This window comes from Ruegeria sp. CI1, from assembly GCF_056536925.1.
In genome coordinates this window covers 33,430-50,342 of the sequence record NZ_JBQFQP010000020.1, presented here as the reverse complement: position 1 = coordinate 50,342, position 16,913 = coordinate 33,430, and the positions used below count along the sequence as shown (strand labels likewise).

Here is a 16,913-nt window from a genome sequence, read left to right as displayed (position 1 = left end):
GTTCGCCCGTCAGTCGCTTGACCCGCAAACCGGACAATCGGCGCGCTTGCCAAGCGTGATCTTGCGGGATTCGCCGTAAAGCGCGTCATAGATCAGCATCTCGCCGATCAAGGGGGCACCTGCCCCGGTGATCAGTTTGACTGCTTCCACCGCCATCATTGACCCGACAACCCCCGGTAACGGCCCGATTACACCGGCTTCGGAACACGACGGAGCAAGGCCGGCAGCCGGAGCTGCGGGGAAGATGCACTGATAGCAAGGACCGTTTTTCGCGGGGTGGAATACGCTGAGTTGCCCCTCCCACTGTGCCAGCGCCCCCGAGATCAGAGGCTTGCCCAGCGCCACTGCGGTGCGATTGGCCAGATATCGGGTGTCAAAATTGTCGGTGCCATCGAGGATAAGATCATAGTCGCCAAACAGCTCCTGCGCGATCTCTTCGGTCAGGCGGCGATGATAGGGGCGCACAACGACATTGGGATTTTGCGCCTCCATCGCGGATTGTGCGGAAAACACCTTGGGCGTTCCGATATCGGCGTCCCTGTGGATCACCTGGCGTTGCAGGTTGGCATTCTCGACCACATCGTCATCGATCACGCCTATGGTTCCCACCCCGGCAGCCGCAAGGTATTGCAACGCGGGTGCGCCCAGCCCCCCGGCACCAATCACAAGAACTTTGGCGTGTTTCAGTTTTTTCTGCCCGGGTCCGCCAAGTTCGCGCAAAACAATGTGGCGGGCATAGCGCTCCAGCTCACTGTCGGAAAACTTGCCCTGTGGCACCGGTGTCTCCTCTGAGGGGTTCGCAGCAGCCCTCCTGTGCAATACCGAAAGAAGGCGGGCATAGACAAGCGCCAGAACAACCATCCCACCCAGAATGAGCCAAAGCGCCGGCGACTTTCCTGTCGCTTCGCGCAAACCATGGCCGTCCGGCAAAAGGAATTGTATCAGCAAAACGCCAGTGAACAGGATGCCAACCGGGATCAGCCGCGCCGTGCGTGACACCCCCATAGCGAAACCAAGCCCCCACAACGCGGCGGCAACAACCAGAACCAAAAGCATCAGCCGCGCCCCGTCGACCCAAAGCCGCCTGCACCGCGCGTGGTATCCGACAGCGCCTCGGCCAACTCAAAACGCGCCTGCAGCACCGGGGCCACCACCAGTTGCGCGATCCTGTCGCCATGGGCGATCTCGAACCGTTCCTGCCCGGCGTTCAGAACGATTACGCCAAGTGGCCCGCGATAGTCGCTGTCGATAGTACCCGGCGTATTGGGCAGGGTGATCCCATGCTTGAGTGCCAGCCCCGATCGTGGCCGCACCTGCACCTCGAATCCTTCGGGTATCTCGATCCTCAAACCCGTCGGCACCAACGCACGCTGCCCCGGCTCCAGCGTGATGACGCCCCGGTCGGGCAGATTGGCGCGGACATCGGCACCCGCGGCGCCCACTGTTTCGTATGACGGCAACGCCACATCGGGATCAGCGCCTTCGTCCCGGATCACACGGATTGCCACCATTTCCACGCCCCTCGCTATTTCGCTTCAAATTGGTCACTCAAGGCAAACTCACTCGGTCAGTGCCGCCGCTATCCGTTGAGCCAGTTGTACCGCAACCGCGTCCTTGCCCATCCGTGGCCATTCCTCGGCCCCTGCGTCCGTGATCAGAACAACAGCGTTTTCGGTTCCCCCCATGATCCCGGTTGCGGGGCTGACATCGTTTGCCACGATCCAGTCGCACCCCTTGCGAGCCCGTTTGGCGGTTGCGTGCTCGATCACATTATCGGTTTCCGCAGCAAATCCCACAACCAGTCCGGGTCTGCCCGTCTGCATCTGCGATACGCGTTTGAGGATGTCGGGATTCTCGGCAAAGTCCAGAACCGGTAATCCATCGCGGCTTTTCTTCAACTTGCGGTCCGAGGCGCTTGCCATCCTCCAATCCGCCACTGCCGCAGCAAAAACTCCGGCATCAACTGGCAAGGCTGCGTCCACCGCCTCCGACATCTCCTGCGCCGTCTGAACCCGTATCACCTGAACCCCAGCGGGCGGCGGAACCTCGGCAGGACCAGTCACGAAAACCACCTCGGCCCCCAAAGCCGCCAGCGCCCGTGCGACGGCTGTTCCCTGCGCCCCAGAAGATCGGTTGGCGATGTATCGAACGGGGTCGATCGGTTCGTGCGTCGGCCCGGACGTCACCAGTATCCGCTTGCCCATTAGAGGGCCATTGCCCAGCGCCTGATCGATTGCGGACACGATCTCCATCGGCTCCGCCATGCGACCCGGCCCGTATTCGCCGCAGGCCATGTCGCCTTCGTTCGGACCGACGAAACTGATCCCGTCCGCAGCGAGGAGCGACCGGTTGCGTTGTGTCGCGGGATGGCCCCACATACGCACGTTCATCGCGGGAGCCAACAAGACCGGCGTGTCTGTCGCCATCAGAAGGGTCGAGGCCAGATCGTTCGCCAGACCCGCCGCCATCTTGGCCATCAAATCTGCAGTCACTGGAGCAACAACCACCAAATCGGCTGAACGGGACAGCTGAATATGGCCCATCTCGGCCTCATCCGTCAGATCGAACAAATCGCCATAGACTTTCTCGCCAGCCAAAGCCGAAACCGACAACGGGGTTACGAATTCTTCACCGGCCTTTGTAAGCACCGGTGTCACTGACGCACCTCGCTCACGAAGACGCCGGATCAGGTCGAGCGACTTATAGGCAGCAATCCCGCCCCCGATGATCAGCAAGATACGTTTCGACGCCAGCATTCCCAGCCTCTCTCACAATCCGGACGGCCCTGACATTAGGCAAGAGCCTTGGCATGTGCCAGCGGATAATCAGTGCAAGCCTAGTCCTCTTTCCGGAAAACCTCGCAAGGGTCGTCACGCTTTGCCGCCGGGCTGTCGATCACTGCATCAAACGTGCCGCCTATCACCCCGTCTTCGGATTGTCCCAACGCAAACACGCGCAGTCCCGGCTCCATCCTGGTCAGAAATGTGGGAATTCCCTGATCTTTGCGGGCGTGCCCGTTGCCGGTGATGACGGCAACCGGACCTCCGGTTTCCTCGATTGCCCTCAAGATCGCCCGCGTCAGAACTGCATCTCGCAGGCGCTGAATTGCAACAAGGTTTGGCAGCATCTCTGGCGGCATCGCATCGCAATGGACCGCCTGCTGATCGGCTTCACGGGCCGCTTGTTCAACGGCTGGCAAAGGTATCGTCAAACCATATCGTGCGGCGTCCGCGCCCATGGCCGCCACCACGCCACTTTCCATCGCAGCCTGAGCGGCCTGTCGCGGAACCAGCCCGCCATAGACCGGCGCCCCCGCCGAAGCCTTGAACACGGGGAGGTACATTGACAGCGGCGGCCAGCCGAGTTCAGCCCATTTCAGCGTTATCGCCAACCGCTCAGGGTCAGACACCGCCTGTGCCGTGACCCGCCCCGCGCCTTCTTCGGTCAGCATTTCCCAGACTACCGCCTTGGGTTTTATCGCCGCGACGGCTTCGGCTTGACGCAGATGATGGTGCCGGTTGTCGTGGGTTTCGCCAAGCAGAACAACGTCGGCCTGCTGCATCTGTTCCAGCACGTCCGCCGGAATTGAATCAGACGCCAAAGCCGCCCCAAACGGAGCGGTCAGAAATGCCACACAGGCACCAATCAGAATCGAAATATGTCTCATGCGAGGAAGTGTTGCACCTCGCGCGATTGCGCTTCAAGGCACTTGCGCATCTTGGCAAAGGCTGCGGCTTCCAATTGTCGCACTCGCTCTTTGGACAAGTTCAATTCCTGCCCAAGACTTTCAAGCGTGCGCGCCGGTTCGCGCAACTTGCGTTCGCGCACTATGAACCGCTCGCGCTCGTTCAGATCCTGCATCGCAGTTACAAGCCATTCACGCAATTGTCGGGTATCGTGTCTGTTTTCAACCGCTTCCGCCGCCTGTTCGCGTTCATCTTCCAGCGTGTCTATCCACTCGCGCCCCTCGTCTTCAGCGGACTGCACGGCGTTCAGAGAGAAATCCGAACCCGACAGCCGCCCCTCCATCATCTCGACATCGCGAAGGGGAACGCCGATCTCGGCCGCGATCAACTGATGCAACTGGTGTTTGTCCAGCGCAACACCATCGTTCACCGCTTCCCGTTCCAGCCGCGCCTGAACCCGCCGCATGTTGAAGAACAGGGATTTTTGTGACGAAGTAGACCCGGTACGCACCATCGACCAGTTGCGCATGACATAGTCCTGAATGCTGGCTTTGATCCACCAGACCGCATAGGTTGAAAAGCGTACGCCACGGTCAGGATCGAATTTGTCGGCGGCCTTCATCAGACCAAGCCCGGCCTCCTGGATCAGGTCATTCATCGGCGCGCCATAACGTTTGAACTTTGCAGCCATCGAAATGGCCAACCGCATGTAGGCATTGATCAAGCGGTGCAGCGCCTCAACATCCCGTTCGTCGCGCCAAGCATAAGCCAGACGCAGTTCCGTTTTGGCGTCCAGAAGTTCCGCCTTCATGGCCTGTCTGGAAATCGACAGTTCTTGCGGGTTGTCCAGTGCCATGCATCTCTCCCAATTTGCAGGCTCGGGGTTGGTCTTGTCATGCTTTGATACGGTCGATACGCAGGACAAAACCAAGTGGATCACTAGAAAGGTAATAAAAGTGCATCCCAGTTTAACCTTAATTCTTGGAGGCGCAGCTTCGGGGAAATCAGCATTTTCCGAGCAACTCGTTGTTTCGACTAAGAAAACTCGCGTTTATTTCGCCACATCACAAGTGTTTGATGAAGAGATGCGCCTAAAAATTGAGCAACATATTGCACAACGCGGCGATGGCTGGACCACAATCGAATCTCCCTTGGATATGGAACCCCACCTTTCCAAGCTGACTTCAGATCAGGTCTGCCTGATTGACTGCGCGACCATGTGGCTCACAAACCACCTGCTTGCCGAAAACGATCTGGAACAGGCAACGGCGAACCTTCAGGTCGCTTTGCGAAACTGTGCTGCACAGGTAGTCATCGTCAGCAATGAAGTCGGTCAAGGCATCGTGCCCGACAACGCGCTGGCGCGGCGGTTCCGGGAAGCGCAAGGGCGGCTCAACATCGCCTTGGCCGCGCAGGCCGATCTGGTGGTTCAGGTCACCGCAGGATTACCTACGGTCTTGAAAGGGCGATTGCCGTGACCCGGTTGCACCTCGTTCGCCACGGCCCGACCCACGCCAAAACAATGGTCGGCTGGTCCGACCTTCCCGCCGACTTGAGTGATCACGCGGCAATTGCGCGTCTGGCCGCGCATCTTCCCCAAGACGCCCTGGTGATTTCCTCCGACTTATCCCGCGCTGCTGATACCGCGAGCGCCATTCAGGGCCCACGACGACGGTTACCGCATCATGCCGGTCTTCGGGAGATCAATTTCGGTACCTGGGAGTTGCGATCACATACCGAGATCGAAGCCGAAGACCCCCATCTGGCCCGCGCGTATTGGGACTTTCCGGGCGATGTTCGCCCTCCGCAGGGAGAAAGCTGGAACGAGGTACGTGCGCGGGTGGACAATACCATCGATGCGTTGATTTCAACCCATCGGGCGCGCGATCTGATCATCGTGGCCCATTTTGGCGTCATACTCAGTCAGGTGCAGCGCGCATTGGAGATCAATGCAGAAGAGGCTTTTGGCCACCGGATCGACAACCTGTCCGTCACAGAGATCATCAGGTTGGACACCGGATGGTCGGTAGGGCGGATCAATCACCTGCCGTGATGACGCCACTCACAAATGATCGTTTTCTGATCGTTGAAACCACGAATAACGTCAACGCATGACATATGATCTTTTCATCGGTGACCGGCTGTTTTCCAGTTGGTCCCTTCGCGGATGGTTGATGCTTGAGAAATTCGGTATCCCCTATCGCTCGCACATTGTTGGCCTTTATTCCGGCACTATGGCCGCGGATATGCAGCCGCTGGCCCCTGCCCGCCTTGTCCCGGTTCTTCGATTGCCGGATGGAACGATCGTAGGGGAAAGCCTGGCCATAGCAGAGACACTGGCCGAAAATCATCCGGATGCGGGCCTTTGGCCAGATGATCCGGCTGCGCGCGCCACGGCCCGGTGGCTTTGCGCTGAAATGGCAGCCGGATTTCATACGCTGCGAAGTGAATGCCCAATGCAGCTGAAGCATTGCTTCAAGGGCTTCGTGCCGTCGTCTGGAACCTTAGTGGACGTGGATCGCGTTCAGACACTTTGGGCGCATGCCCGTTCGGTATCTGGCTGCGATTCCGGCCCCTTGTTCGGCAACTATTCGTTGGCGGATGTATTCTATACTCCGGTAGCCGCGCGCATCATTGGATATGGCCTGCCGGTTTCGGCTGGCAATCGTGAGTATTGCCTCGAACTGCTCAAGGATATCTCTTTGCGGCAATGGCGCGCGATGGGGCTTACGGTTCGATATGAGCCATTTCCCTATTCCAAGGATCTGCCGACCGAATCATGGCCCGTTGGGGGTGAATTGCAGGCCAACACCGTTGAAACCGGCCCCCCGATCAACTCGGTTTGCCCTTATTCCGGCAAACCTGTGACGCATTTCCTTGAGCTGGAAGGGAAGCGATGGGGCTTTTGCAATCGCTTTTGCCGCGACAAAACCGTCGCCGATCCGCACGCCTGGCCCAAATTCGTGGACATGGTCGGTCGTTATTCATGGTAGGCTTTAACCATTCTTAAACTCAAATGACGCTAGCAATCTCCTGTTAACCATGAGCAGGAGAAATATGGTCGCCCGCGCCCACACCGTCGCGTTTCAAGGCGTCGAGGCCCGCCCGGTCGAGGTGCAGTGCGCCGTCACGCCGGGTCTGCCCGCGTTTTCCATCGTCGGGCTGCCGGACAAAGCGGTCTCCGAAGCCCGTGACCGGGTGCGCAGCGCGCTTAGTTCGATGGCCATTGCGTTGCCATCCAAGCGGGTGACGATCAACCTGTCACCCGCCGACCTGCCCAAGGAAGGCAGCCATTTCGACCTACCAATCGCCATGGCGCTTTTGGCCGCGCTGGAAATCATCCCACACGATGCGGTCGAGGGCGCGGTAGCGTTGGGTGAGTTGTCGCTGGACGGCGCACTGATGCCGGTCGTCGGAGCCCTGCCCGCCGCCATGACTGCCGCCGAACATGACCGCATTCTGCTTTGCCCCCGCGCCTCCAGCGCCGAGGCAGCCTGGGTTGGGGCCACGCAGGTGATTGGGGCAGATACCTTGGGCGCGGTCGTCCGGCACTTTTCCGGCCAGTCACCCTTGCCCGAGGCCCAACCGGGAGAGGTTGACTTGTCTCCCTGTCCCCGCGACCTGCGCGACGTGAAAGGACAGGAACGAGCTAAACGTGCGCTTGAGATCGCCGCCGCCGGGCGGCACCATCTGATCATGATCGGCACGCCCGGCTCGGGAAAATCCATGCTTGCCGCACGCATTCCTGGAATACTACCGCCATTGACCGCCGCCGAGGCGCTGGAAACCTCGATGATCCAGTCCTTGTGCGGACTACTGGATGAGGGTGGGATCAGCCGGACCCGCCCCTTTCGAGAACCGCACCATACCGCTTCGATGGCCGCCATCGTTGGTGGTGGCAAAGGGGCGAAACCGGGCGAGATTTCGCTGGCCCATAACGGCGTTCTGTTCATGGATGAGTTTCCAGAGTTTCCGCGCACCGTTCTGGAGACCCTGCGGCAGCCAATCGAAACCGGCGAGGTCATGGTTGCCCGTGCCAATGCGCACGTGAAGTATCCCTGCCGTTTCATGCTGGTGGCCGCCGCGAACCCATGCAAGTGCGGGTATCTGACCGATCCCGGTCGGGCCTGTGCCCGTGCGCCTAATTGCGGCGACGATTATCTGGGGCGCATCTCCGGCCCACTGATGGACCGCTTTGATTTGAGGATGGAAGTGCCACCGGTCGGGTTCACGGATCTCGATCTGCCGCCTTCGGGTGACAGTTCCGCTACCGTGGCCATTCGGGTCGCGGCCGCGCGCGAGGTGCAGGCTCAGCGCTTTCGCGACCATCCACGGATCAGGCAGAACGCCGATGTCGAAGGCAAGACTCTGGAACAGATCGCTACGCCCGATACCGAAGGCAAGGAACTGCTGTTGAAAGCGGCCGACCGCTTCGGCCTGTCGGCGCGCGCATATCACCGCATCCTACGTGTTGCGCGCACCATTGCCGATCTGGAAGGCACAGAGGATGTGCGCCGCCCCCATGTGGCCGAGGCGCTGAGTTTTCGGATCAGCGCCAAGGTAACTGCCTAGATTTTTGCCTCTATCGCCAGCCAGATCTTCTCGGCGATGTTGACGCCGTTGAAACGCTCCAACTCCTGAATTCCGGTGGGAGAGGTCACGTTGATCTCGGTCAGATATTCGCCGATCACGTCGATTCCTACGAAAACCTGGCCCTTTTCTTTCAGCAAAGGCCCGATAGCCGCGCAGATTTCCAGGTCACGTTCTGAAAGGCCGATTTTTTCCGGGCGACCGCCCACATGCATGTTCGACCGGGTCTCGCCTTCGGCGGGAACACGGTTGATTGCGCCAACTGCCTCGCCATCGACCAGAATAACTCGCTTGTCCCCATTGCGGACATCCGGCAGGAATTTCTGCACGATCAATGGCTCGCGCGAGAATCCGGTGAACAGTTCATGCAGCGAAGAGAGGTTGCGGTCATTCTCATCCAACCGGAACACGCCTGCACCGCCGTTGCCATAAAGCGGTTTCAGGATGATGTCGCCATGCTTGGCCTTGAACGCCTTGATTGTCTGCAGGTCGCGCGCAATCGTTGTGGGTGGCGTCAGGTTAGGAAAATCCAGAACCAGAAGCTTTTCGGGATAGTTCCGAACCCAGAACGGATCGTTCACCACCAGCGTTTTCCCCTTGAGCCGGTCCAACAAATGCGTCGACGTGATGTAATGCATGTCGAATGGCGGATCCTGTCGCAGCCAGACCACGTCATAGTCGCCCAGATCGACCTCACGCTCGGGTCCCAACACCGCCGGATTTCCGGCAACACGCTGTATCGTCATGTCATGACCACGTGCGGTGATCCGACCTTCCTGATAGGCAAGATGGTCAGGCCCATAGAAAAACAGATCATGCCCGCGTGCCTGTGCCTCTTCAGCCAGACGGAACGAACTGTCCGCATTTATGTTCACGGCCCCGATCGGGTCCATCTGAAAGGCGATTTTCATGACGCGTCCCTCATTTCCACGCCAGATACATGGCGCAGCATGCAGGGGGGTGCAATGGCGTTCAGATCAAACCAAACGCGTTTTCGAGAATTTGAAAGCGCCCCGCCACATCGACAAGGGCCACGTCGAATCGCGCATTGGTCAACTGTCCGTCTGGTTCGCGTGCCAAAAACTCTTCGGCTGACGCGGCAATCCGCGCCATCTGCCGACGACCCAGGGATTCGGCGGCGCGATCGAAACTGTTGCTTTTTTTGACTTCGATGAAAACGATACCATCGCCGTTCCGAGCGATCAGGTCTATTTCACCCCCGGCTCCGCGCCAGCGTCGTTGCAGAATTGTGAACCCACGCTTCTGATAGTCCGACGCGATGCGATCTTCGGCGGCCAGCCCGGAGTGATAGGCTATCGACCCACGCACCGATTTGTTCCGCATTTCACCCTTTTCCCAGATTCAACGCCTTTTGGTACAGAGGACGGCGTGGCAGGTCGTACATCCTTGCAACCAGATCCGCCGCGTCCCGAACTGAATGCGTTTCTAATGCAGTCCGCAATGCCTCTTCTACGTCCAACTCGCTAATGCTTTGTGAACGCGGCCGGTCGACCAGCACCACGATCTCTCCCTTGACCGACGCCCCTTTGTAAGCGTCCGCAAGTTCGATCAGTGGTCCGCGCCGGATCTCCTCGAATTTCTTGGTCAACTCCCGACACACAGCCGCAGGGCGGTCGCCGCCCAACGTCTCGGACATATCCGTCAAACTTGCCGCAATCCGTTTGGGAGATTCGTAGAACACAAGCGTTCCGGGAACATCGCGCAGGGCCTCAAGTCGCGCCCGCCGCGCGCCCGATGCATTGGGCAAGAAACCTGCGAAAAAGAAGGCGTCGGTCGGCAGCCCTGCGAGTGTTAGCGCAGTCAACACCGCAGACGGACCGGGCGCGCATGTGACGGTGTGACCGGCCTCGGTGGCCTGACGCCCCAGATCGTACCCCGGATCGGCTATCAAGGGCATGCCTGCCTCGGAGGCATAGGCGACCGATGAACCTTGGGACAGTGCCTCCAGCAATTTTTCGCGTGCTGCCGCTCCACTGTGGTCGTGATAAGCCAGTATCCGCCGCCCGTCCAACGGAACCCCGTGAATTTCCATCAGGCGGCGTAGGCTGCGAGTATCCTCTGCCGCGATCACGTCCGCCGATGCCAGAACGTCCAGCGCCCGAAGCGTGATGTCTCGGGCCGTGCCGATCGGCGTTGCGATAAAGTACAGTCCGGGCGTCAATCTGGTCTTTTGGAAATTCAACTCTGGACCCCCTCTGCGTGACGTTTATTATCGCGGATCAACACAAGGCGGCATCTCAGACCGCCAGATCAGGGAGTTTTGATTTAGATGTTCAGCCTTTGCAAGCCTGCCCGCAAACTGGCCTTGTCCGCAATGGCCCTCGCCGCGGCCGGATTCCTGTCGGCCTGTGACCCGGTCGCCACCGGCGGCGGCCCGTCGATCAACACTTCGAAACCTGTGCCGGTCGCGCTGCTGGTGCCGCGTGGTTCGCCGCAATCGGGCGACGCGGTTCTGGCGCAAAGCCTTGAAAACTCGGCGCGGCTGGCAATCGCGGATTTGCAGAATGTCCAGATCGACCTGCGCGTTTACGACACTGTGGGCAACGCCACCACGGCAGCCGCTGTGGCGCAGCAAGCGGTGGATGACGGGGCCAAGATCATCCTCGGCCCGGTTTATGCCCAAGCTGCAAACGCGGCGGGGCTGGCCGTTTTGAACGACAATGTCAATGTGCTGTCGTTTTCGAACAACACCAACATCGCCGGCGGCAATGTCTTTGTTCTTGGTCCGACCTTTGACAACACCGCCAACCGCCTGACCACTTATGCGGCACGTCAAGGCAAGACCAACATGGTCGTCGTCTACAGCAATGACGAGGCGGGGCAGGTCGGCAAGGCCGCCATAGACCGCGCGATCAGCCGCACCAGTGTGCGCAAAGCGGGCGATATCAGTTATGAACGCTCGCAACAGGGAGTCATCAACTCGGTCCCGACAATCAAGTCGACTGTGGATGCCTCTGGCGCGGATTCGATTTTCCTGACCGCAACTACGGCTGGTGCCTTGCCGCTGTATAGCCAATTGCTGCCCGAAGCAGGCGTTTCACCGGCAACCACTCAATTCATCGGTCTAACGCGCTGGGATATACCGGCGCAGACACTGGAACTGCCGGGTGTTCAGGGGGGCTGGTTCGCCCTGCCCGACCCTGCCAAGGCACAGGCGTTCAACTCGCGCTATCAAGCAACTTATGGCGGCGCCCCGCACCCTATTGGCGGGCTTGCCTATGACGGCATCGCGGCAATCGGCGCACTGGTCAGTGCTGGCAAATCGGATGCATTGACAGGGGCCGCGCTGACGCAAGGCGCGGGCTTTCAAGGTGTGGGCGGTATTTTCCGCTTGCGTCCCGACGGAACTAATGAACGCGGACTGGCCGTTGCCACGATCCAGAACAAACAGGTGGTTGTGATTGACCCTGCCCCAACAAGCTTCTCTGGCGCCGGCTTCTGATCCGGCCACCTATCCCAGACCCGGTGACGAGCTGATCTGCGCGCCCGAAGCAATTTTCGACCACAGTGCGGTGCGCACCCGCATCGCGGAATTGCGTGAGACGTGCAGCGACAACGCGACCTTGCGAACAGAGGTCGTGAAAATCCTGCGCGGGGTTCAGAAATCCGGCCGCGCCGCGATTGCCGAGGCCTTTTCCGCGCAACCCTTTGCTGCGCGACCGCTCACTCGGGCGTACACCTATCTGACGGACGGACTGGTTCACACGGCCTTGCACGTCGCCGGTGAAATCCTGCACCCGCTGGCCAATCCGACGCGCGGCGAACGCATCGCGGTTCTGGCCGTCGGTGGTTATGGCCGTGGCGAGATGGCGCCCTTTTCAGACGTCGATCTGCTGTTCCTGACACCGTACAAAATCACGGCCTGGGCCGAAAGCGTGATCGAATCCATGCTATACATGCTATGGGATTTACGGCTGAAGGTCGGACATTCTTCGCGGACGATCAAGGATTGCCTGCGACTTGGCACCGACGATTTCACCATCCGCACGGCAATGCTGGAGCATCGGTTTCTGGTTGGGGACCAGGCGTTGGCGAAAGAGCTGAACAAACGCCTTCACGCCGACCTGTTCAAAGGATCAGAAGGCGAGTTTATCGAAGCCAAACTGAACGAGCGTGACGAGCGCCACCACAAACAGGGTGAGCGTTACATGGTCGAACCCAACGTCAAGGAAGGCAAAGGCGGCCTGCGTGACCTGCAATCGCTCTATTGGATCGCCAAGTATGTCTATGATGTTCAAGATGTGGCGGAACTGGTACCGCTGGGCCTGTTCACCAAGGACGAATTCAACACGTTTGTGCAGGCCGAAGAGTTTCTTTGGGCCGTCCGCTCACATCTGCATCTGGTCACCGGACGGGCCACCGAACAGCTGACCTTTGATATGCAGGTCGAGGTGGCGGAACGCATGGGATACAAGGACCGGGCCGGTCGGCGCGGTGTTGAGATTTTCATGCAGAAGTACTTCCGCGAGGCGACACGCGTTGGCGAACTGACCCGAATCTTTCTGACCAAGCTGGAAGCGGCGCACATGAAAAGTGCCCCCTTGCTGCAACGCATTTTCCGCCGCCGCCGCAGGCTGAAAGCAGGCTACAAGGTGGTTCATGGGCGGCTGGCCGTTGTCGATCCCAAGAAATTTCTGGCCGACAAGATGAACCTTCTGCGCCTCTTCGAGGAAGGCTTGCGGACGGGTATGCTGATCCACCCCGATGCGATGCGGCTGGTGACAGCAAACCTTGACCTGATTGACGAAGACATGCGCAACGACAAGGATGCGCAACGCATTTTCCTTGATCTGATGCTCAAACATGGCAATCCCGAACGTGCCCTCAGGCGCATGAACGAACTGGGGGTGCTCACGGCCTTTCTGCCGGAATTCGAGCCCATTGTCGCTATGATGCAGTTCAACATGTATCACAGCTATACGGTGGACGAGCATACGATCCAGACCATCGTCAACCTTGCCCAGATCGAGCGCGGAGAGTTGATCGAGGAATTGCCGCTCGCCTCATCCATCCTCAAACGCGGGGTCAACCGCAAGGTTCTGTATGTCGCCTTGCTGCTGCACGATATCGCCAAGGGGCGGCCTGAAGATCATTCGATCCTGGGCGCCAAGATCGCCCGCAAGGTAGCACCGCGGCTGGGGCTTAACAAATCCGACAGTGAAACTGTCGAATGGTTGGTGCGGTATCACCTGCTGATGTCCGACATGGCACAAAAGCGCGACATTTCCGACCCGCGTACCGTCCGGGATTTTGCCAAGGCAGTGCAGACCGTCAAGCGGCTGGACTTGCTGACGGTTCTGACCGTCTGCGATATTCGCGGTGTCGGGCCGACCACCTGGAACAACTGGAAAGCCACGCTGCTCAGGGCGCTCCACAAGGAAACCAAACGGGCATTGGAAACCGGGATGGAGGATCTCAACCGTGCCAATCGGGGCGCGGAGGCCAAGAAGGCTCTGCGCGAGGCGCTGGAGGAGTGGTCCAAGGTTGATCTCAAAACCGAGACCGGGCGCCACTATGACCCCTATTGGCAGGGTCTGAACTTGTCGACCCACATCGAGTTCGCAGACATGCTGCGGGTTCTGGACGAAAGCGGCGATGAGGGCGCGATGGAAATCCGGCTGCAACCAGACGAGGATCGCGACGCCACCCGTGCCTGTTTCACGATGGGCGATCATCCTGGCATTTTTGCCCGCATTGCCGGTGCACTTGCCTTGGCCGGCGCCAATGTGGTCGATGCCCGAAGCTATACCACCAAGGACGGCTATGTGACCGATGCCTTCTGGATACAGGATGCCGAAGGCCATCCGTTCGAAGCCTCGCGCCTTCCTCGCCTCACCCAGATGATCCACAAGACGCTGAAAGGCGAAGTGGTGGCTCGGGATGCCTTTAAGTCGCGTGATAAGATCAAGAAGCGCGAAAAAGCGTTCAATGTGCCCACACACATCACTTTCGACAATGATGGGTCAGAAATTTACACGATCATCGAAGTGGACACACGCGACCGGCCCGGGCTGCTTTATGATCTGGCGCGCACTCTGGCTGCCGCGAATGTCTATATAGCAAATGCAGTCATTGCCACATATGGGGAACAGGTGGTCGACACGTTCTATGTCAAGGACATGTTCGGCCTGAAGTACTACTCGGACAGCAAGCAGCGTGGACTTGAATCCAAGCTGCGCAGGGCGATCACCGAAGGCGCGGAGCGGGCCGCGTCATGAAGCCCATCAGACTGCTTTCGGGGCTGTTCACGGTCGGGTTCTGGACCCTCGCCAGTCGAATTTTGGGATTTCTCAGGGAAATTCTGTTGGCCGCCTATATTGGCCCCGGCCCGGTGATGGACGCCTTTGTCGCCGCGTTCCGCCTACCCAACATGTTCCGCCGTTTTTTCGCCGAAGGCGCGTTCAATGCAGCTTTCGTGCCTATGTTCTCGAAGCGGTTGGAAGGTGGCGAAGACGCCGAAAGTTTTGCACGGGCCGCGTTCAACCTGCTGGGCGCGGCGGTTCTGGCGCTGGTTGGGCTGGCGATGATTTTCATGCCGGCTCTGGTCTGGGTCACGGCCGAAGGTTTCTATGGAGACGAACGTTTCGAGCTGGCCGTCGGCTATGGATATGTCGTCTTTCCCTATATCCTGTTCATGTCGCTGGCAGCGCTGTTTTCCGGAGTGCTGAACGCCACCGGTCGGTTTGCCGCTGCCGCCGCAGCCCCCGTCCTGCTGAACATCTTTGCCTGTGCGGCAATGATTTTGGGCGCCGTTCTTGGTGGCGATGTCATCAACTGGTTGATCTGGGTGATCCCTCTTGCGGGTATCGCGCAATTGACACTTGTCTGGGTTGCGACAGAGCGCGCGGGCATCAGCATCCGACCCGGCCTGCCCCGCCTTTCCCCCGAGATGCGCCATATGGTGCGCATTGCACTGCCCGCTGCGTTGGCGATGGGCGTAACCCAGGTGAACCTTGTTGTCGGGCAACTGGTGGCGTCAAAAACCGAAAAGGCGGTGAGCTGGCTATTTGCGGCCGATCGTTTGTACCAACTCCCGCTCGGGGTCGTGGGCATTGCTGTCGGGATCGTGTTGCTTCCCGATCTGTCACGCCGATTGAGGGCCGGGGACGATATCGGAGCACGCGATGCGTTTTCGCGTGCTGGGGAGTTTTCAATGCTCCTGACACTTCCCTCCACCGTTGCATTGGTGGTCATTCCGCTGCCTCTCGTCTCGGTCCTGTTCCAACGCGGCCATTTCAGTGCCGAAGACAGCGCCGCCACCGCCCTCGCCGTTGCCATCTACGGATTGGGTTTGCCAGCCTTCATGCTGCAGAAACTGCTGCAACCGCTCTTCTTCGCCCGCGAAGACACCAAATCGCCTTTTCGTTATGCGGTCGTCGCGATGGTGATCAACGCCACGCTCGCGTTTGGCCTCTACCCGGTCATCGGTTGGATCGCCCCGGCGATTGCGACCTCGGTTGCCGGCTGGGTCATGGTTCTACAACTTGCCTTGGGCGCACGCCGCATGGGTGAGGTCGCGCGGTTCGACGACCGGTTCCGCAAGCGCGCCTGGCGGATTGCCGCATCATCCGCGATTATGGGTTTTGTACTGATTGCCATCGTATCGCTGTTCGGCTGGATTTTTGCCGTGCCCAGCTGGAGATACATGGCTTTGCTAGGTTTGATTGCCATCGCCGCAGTCGTCTATTTCGGTTCGGGCCAGGCACTCGGCGCCTTCCGTATGTCCGAATTCAAACGGGCGATGCGCAGGTCATGAGCAAGCTCGACCTTCCCGCAGGCACCGTTGTGTTCCGCCCAGGTCAAGAGTGTCCAGGATTTGTTCGGCTGGCCCAAGGTACGATCCGGGTAACACTGACGGCCCCGAATGGTCGCGAAGTTGTCCTTTATCGTGTGAATCCCGGTGATGTCTGCCTGCAAACCTTCGCCTGCCTCACCGAGGGCCGCAGTTATTCTGCCGAAGGAGTGGCCGAAACGGCGGTCAAAGGCGAAATCATCCCTCATGCGGCCTTTCGTTCGGCCATGGCCTCGGATGAAGGTTTTCGAACCGAGGTCCTGACTGCCGTCGCCCGCCGTTTTGCCGATTTCGAACAGCTTGTCGAAGAGGTCGCCCTGACCGGTTTTGACGCCCGGCTCGCCCGCGTCCTGTTGCGGCTTGCAAAAGAAGGGGTGGTACAGGCCACGCATGAGGCGCTGGCCACCGAAACCGCCTCGGGTCGGGCCTTTGTCAGCCGCCGTCTAGCGGAATTTGCCCGCCTCGGTCTGGTCGAATTGGCACGCGGGAAGGTCACAATACTGGACAAAGCCGGATTGGAGCGACTTACCGCCGAAGAACGGTGACACTGTCACCGACCAGGTTCCGAAATGGGATCATAACGGACCCATCAACTGCATCTGATTTCGGAGAATCATCATGATCCGCAACGAAGGAACCTTTGATCGCGCCGCCCGTGTTCTGCTGGGCCTCGTCCTTCTGTCACTCACCGTCATCGGCCCGCAAAGCATGTGGGGTCTGATCGGGATCATCCCATTGGTGACAGGTGTATTCGGGTATTGCCCGCTGTATCACATCTTGGGTCTCAACACCTGTCCCATGAAGAAATAAGACCTTTGCGCCGG

At 59.3% G+C, this 16,913-nt stretch carries 17 protein-coding genes; 9 read left to right on the top strand and 8 right to left on the bottom strand.

Features of this window, described 5'->3' with window-relative positions:
• Window positions 1-9 precede the first annotated feature (9 nt).
• The 5 genes from ACR0LZ_RS19500 to ACR0LZ_RS19480 all read right to left on the bottom strand — a co-directional run bounded on the left by ACR0LZ_RS19500 (window position 10) and on the right by ACR0LZ_RS19480 (window position 4,542).
• Window positions 10-1,056 carry a HesA/MoeB/ThiF family protein gene (locus ACR0LZ_RS19500; protein WP_480751778.1) on the bottom strand — a complete coding sequence of 349 codons (1,047 nt, stop codon included), beginning with the start codon at window positions 1,054-1,056 and terminating at the stop codon, window positions 10-12.
• Window positions 1,056-1,511, bottom strand: a complete 456-nt coding sequence (gene dut / locus ACR0LZ_RS19495) for a dUTP diphosphatase (RefSeq protein ID WP_480751776.1) — start codon at window positions 1,509-1,511, stop codon at window positions 1,056-1,058. The genes ACR0LZ_RS19500 and dut overlap by 1 nt, the downstream gene beginning before the upstream one ends.
• Window positions 1,512-1,559: 48 nt before the next feature.
• On the bottom strand, window positions 1,560-2,756 hold the full coding sequence (gene coaBC, locus ACR0LZ_RS19490; protein WP_480751774.1) for a bifunctional phosphopantothenoylcysteine decarboxylase/phosphopantothenate--cysteine ligase CoaBC: 1,197 nt from the start codon (window positions 2,754-2,756) through the stop codon (window positions 1,560-1,562).
• Between the two features lie 80 nt (window positions 2,757-2,836).
• A complete protein-coding gene (locus tag ACR0LZ_RS19485) occupies window positions 2,837-3,667 on the bottom strand; it encodes a ChaN family lipoprotein (protein ID WP_480751773.1) in 831 nt (276 codons plus the stop codon).
• Window positions 3,664-4,542, bottom strand: a complete 879-nt coding sequence (locus ACR0LZ_RS19480; RefSeq protein WP_480751771.1) for an RNA polymerase factor sigma-32 — start codon at window positions 4,540-4,542, stop codon at window positions 3,664-3,666. Before ACR0LZ_RS19480 ends, ACR0LZ_RS19485 begins: the two co-directional genes overlap by 4 nt.
• A 100-nt stretch (window positions 4,543-4,642) precedes the next feature.
• On the opposite strand from ACR0LZ_RS19480, the gene cobU reads away from it, so the two are divergent.
• The 4 genes from cobU (at window position 4,643) to ACR0LZ_RS19460 (ending at window position 8,258) form a co-directional block, all read left to right on the top strand.
• Window positions 4,643-5,164 (top strand): bifunctional adenosylcobinamide kinase/adenosylcobinamide-phosphate guanylyltransferase, encoded by a 522-nt coding sequence (cobU, locus tag ACR0LZ_RS19475; protein WP_480751825.1) that lies wholly within the window; start codon window positions 4,643-4,645, stop codon window positions 5,162-5,164.
• Entirely contained in the window at window positions 5,161-5,739 is a 579-nt protein-coding gene (locus tag ACR0LZ_RS19470; RefSeq protein WP_480751770.1) for a histidine phosphatase family protein, read from the top strand. The genes cobU and ACR0LZ_RS19470 overlap by 4 nt, the downstream gene beginning before the upstream one ends.
• A gap of 58 nt (window positions 5,740-5,797) precedes the next feature.
• Window positions 5,798-6,679, top strand: a complete 882-nt coding sequence (locus tag ACR0LZ_RS19465; RefSeq protein WP_480751768.1) for a glutathione S-transferase N-terminal domain-containing protein — start codon at window positions 5,798-5,800, stop codon at window positions 6,677-6,679.
• Between the two features lie 64 nt (window positions 6,680-6,743).
• Complete coding sequence (locus ACR0LZ_RS19460) at window positions 6,744-8,258, top strand: YifB family Mg chelatase-like AAA ATPase (protein WP_480751766.1); 1,515 nt, start codon at window positions 6,744-6,746, stop codon at window positions 8,256-8,258.
• On the opposite strand, the gene gshB is transcribed toward ACR0LZ_RS19460, so the two are convergent.
• The 3 genes from gshB to rsmI form a co-directional block, all read right to left on the bottom strand.
• Window positions 8,255-9,187 (bottom strand): glutathione synthase, encoded by a 933-nt coding sequence (gshB, locus tag ACR0LZ_RS19455; protein WP_480751764.1) that lies wholly within the window; start codon window positions 9,185-9,187, stop codon window positions 8,255-8,257. The two genes, ACR0LZ_RS19460 and gshB, sit on opposite strands and share 4 nt — an antisense overlap.
• Before the next feature lie 61 nt (window positions 9,188-9,248).
• On the bottom strand, window positions 9,249-9,620 hold the full coding sequence (locus tag ACR0LZ_RS19450; RefSeq protein ID WP_480751763.1) for a YraN family protein: 372 nt from the start codon (window positions 9,618-9,620) through the stop codon (window positions 9,249-9,251).
• Window position 9,621: 1 nt separating this feature from the next.
• The gene (gene rsmI / locus ACR0LZ_RS19445; RefSeq protein WP_480751761.1) at window positions 9,622-10,479 is read right to left on the bottom strand and encodes a 16S rRNA (cytidine(1402)-2'-O)-methyltransferase; all 858 of its coding nucleotides are present in this window, start codon (window positions 10,477-10,479) and stop codon (window positions 9,622-9,624) included.
• Window positions 10,480-10,566: 87 nt separating this feature from the next.
• Between rsmI and ACR0LZ_RS19440 the strand changes: the two genes are divergently transcribed.
• From ACR0LZ_RS19440 to ACR0LZ_RS19420, 5 genes are all read left to right on the top strand, one after another.
• Window positions 10,567-11,739, top strand: coding sequence for a penicillin-binding protein activator (locus ACR0LZ_RS19440; RefSeq protein ID WP_480751759.1), 1,173 nt, complete (start codon window positions 10,567-10,569; stop codon window positions 11,737-11,739).
• Complete coding sequence (locus ACR0LZ_RS19435; RefSeq protein WP_480751758.1) at window positions 11,699-14,515, top strand: [protein-PII] uridylyltransferase; 2,817 nt, start codon at window positions 11,699-11,701, stop codon at window positions 14,513-14,515. The genes ACR0LZ_RS19440 and ACR0LZ_RS19435 overlap by 41 nt, the downstream gene beginning before the upstream one ends.
• A complete protein-coding gene (gene murJ / locus ACR0LZ_RS19430; protein ID WP_480751756.1) occupies window positions 14,512-16,053 on the top strand; it encodes a murein biosynthesis integral membrane protein MurJ in 1,542 nt (513 codons plus the stop codon). The genes ACR0LZ_RS19435 and murJ overlap by 4 nt, the downstream gene beginning before the upstream one ends.
• The gene (locus tag ACR0LZ_RS19425; RefSeq protein WP_480751755.1) at window positions 16,050-16,634 is read left to right on the top strand and encodes a Crp/Fnr family transcriptional regulator; all 585 of its coding nucleotides are present in this window, start codon (window positions 16,050-16,052) and stop codon (window positions 16,632-16,634) included. The genes murJ and ACR0LZ_RS19425 overlap by 4 nt, the downstream gene beginning before the upstream one ends.
• 73 nt (window positions 16,635-16,707) lie before the next feature.
• A complete protein-coding gene (locus ACR0LZ_RS19420; protein WP_480751753.1) occupies window positions 16,708-16,899 on the top strand; it encodes a YgaP family membrane protein in 192 nt (63 codons plus the stop codon).
• The last annotated feature ends 14 nt before the right edge of the window (window positions 16,900-16,913 follow it).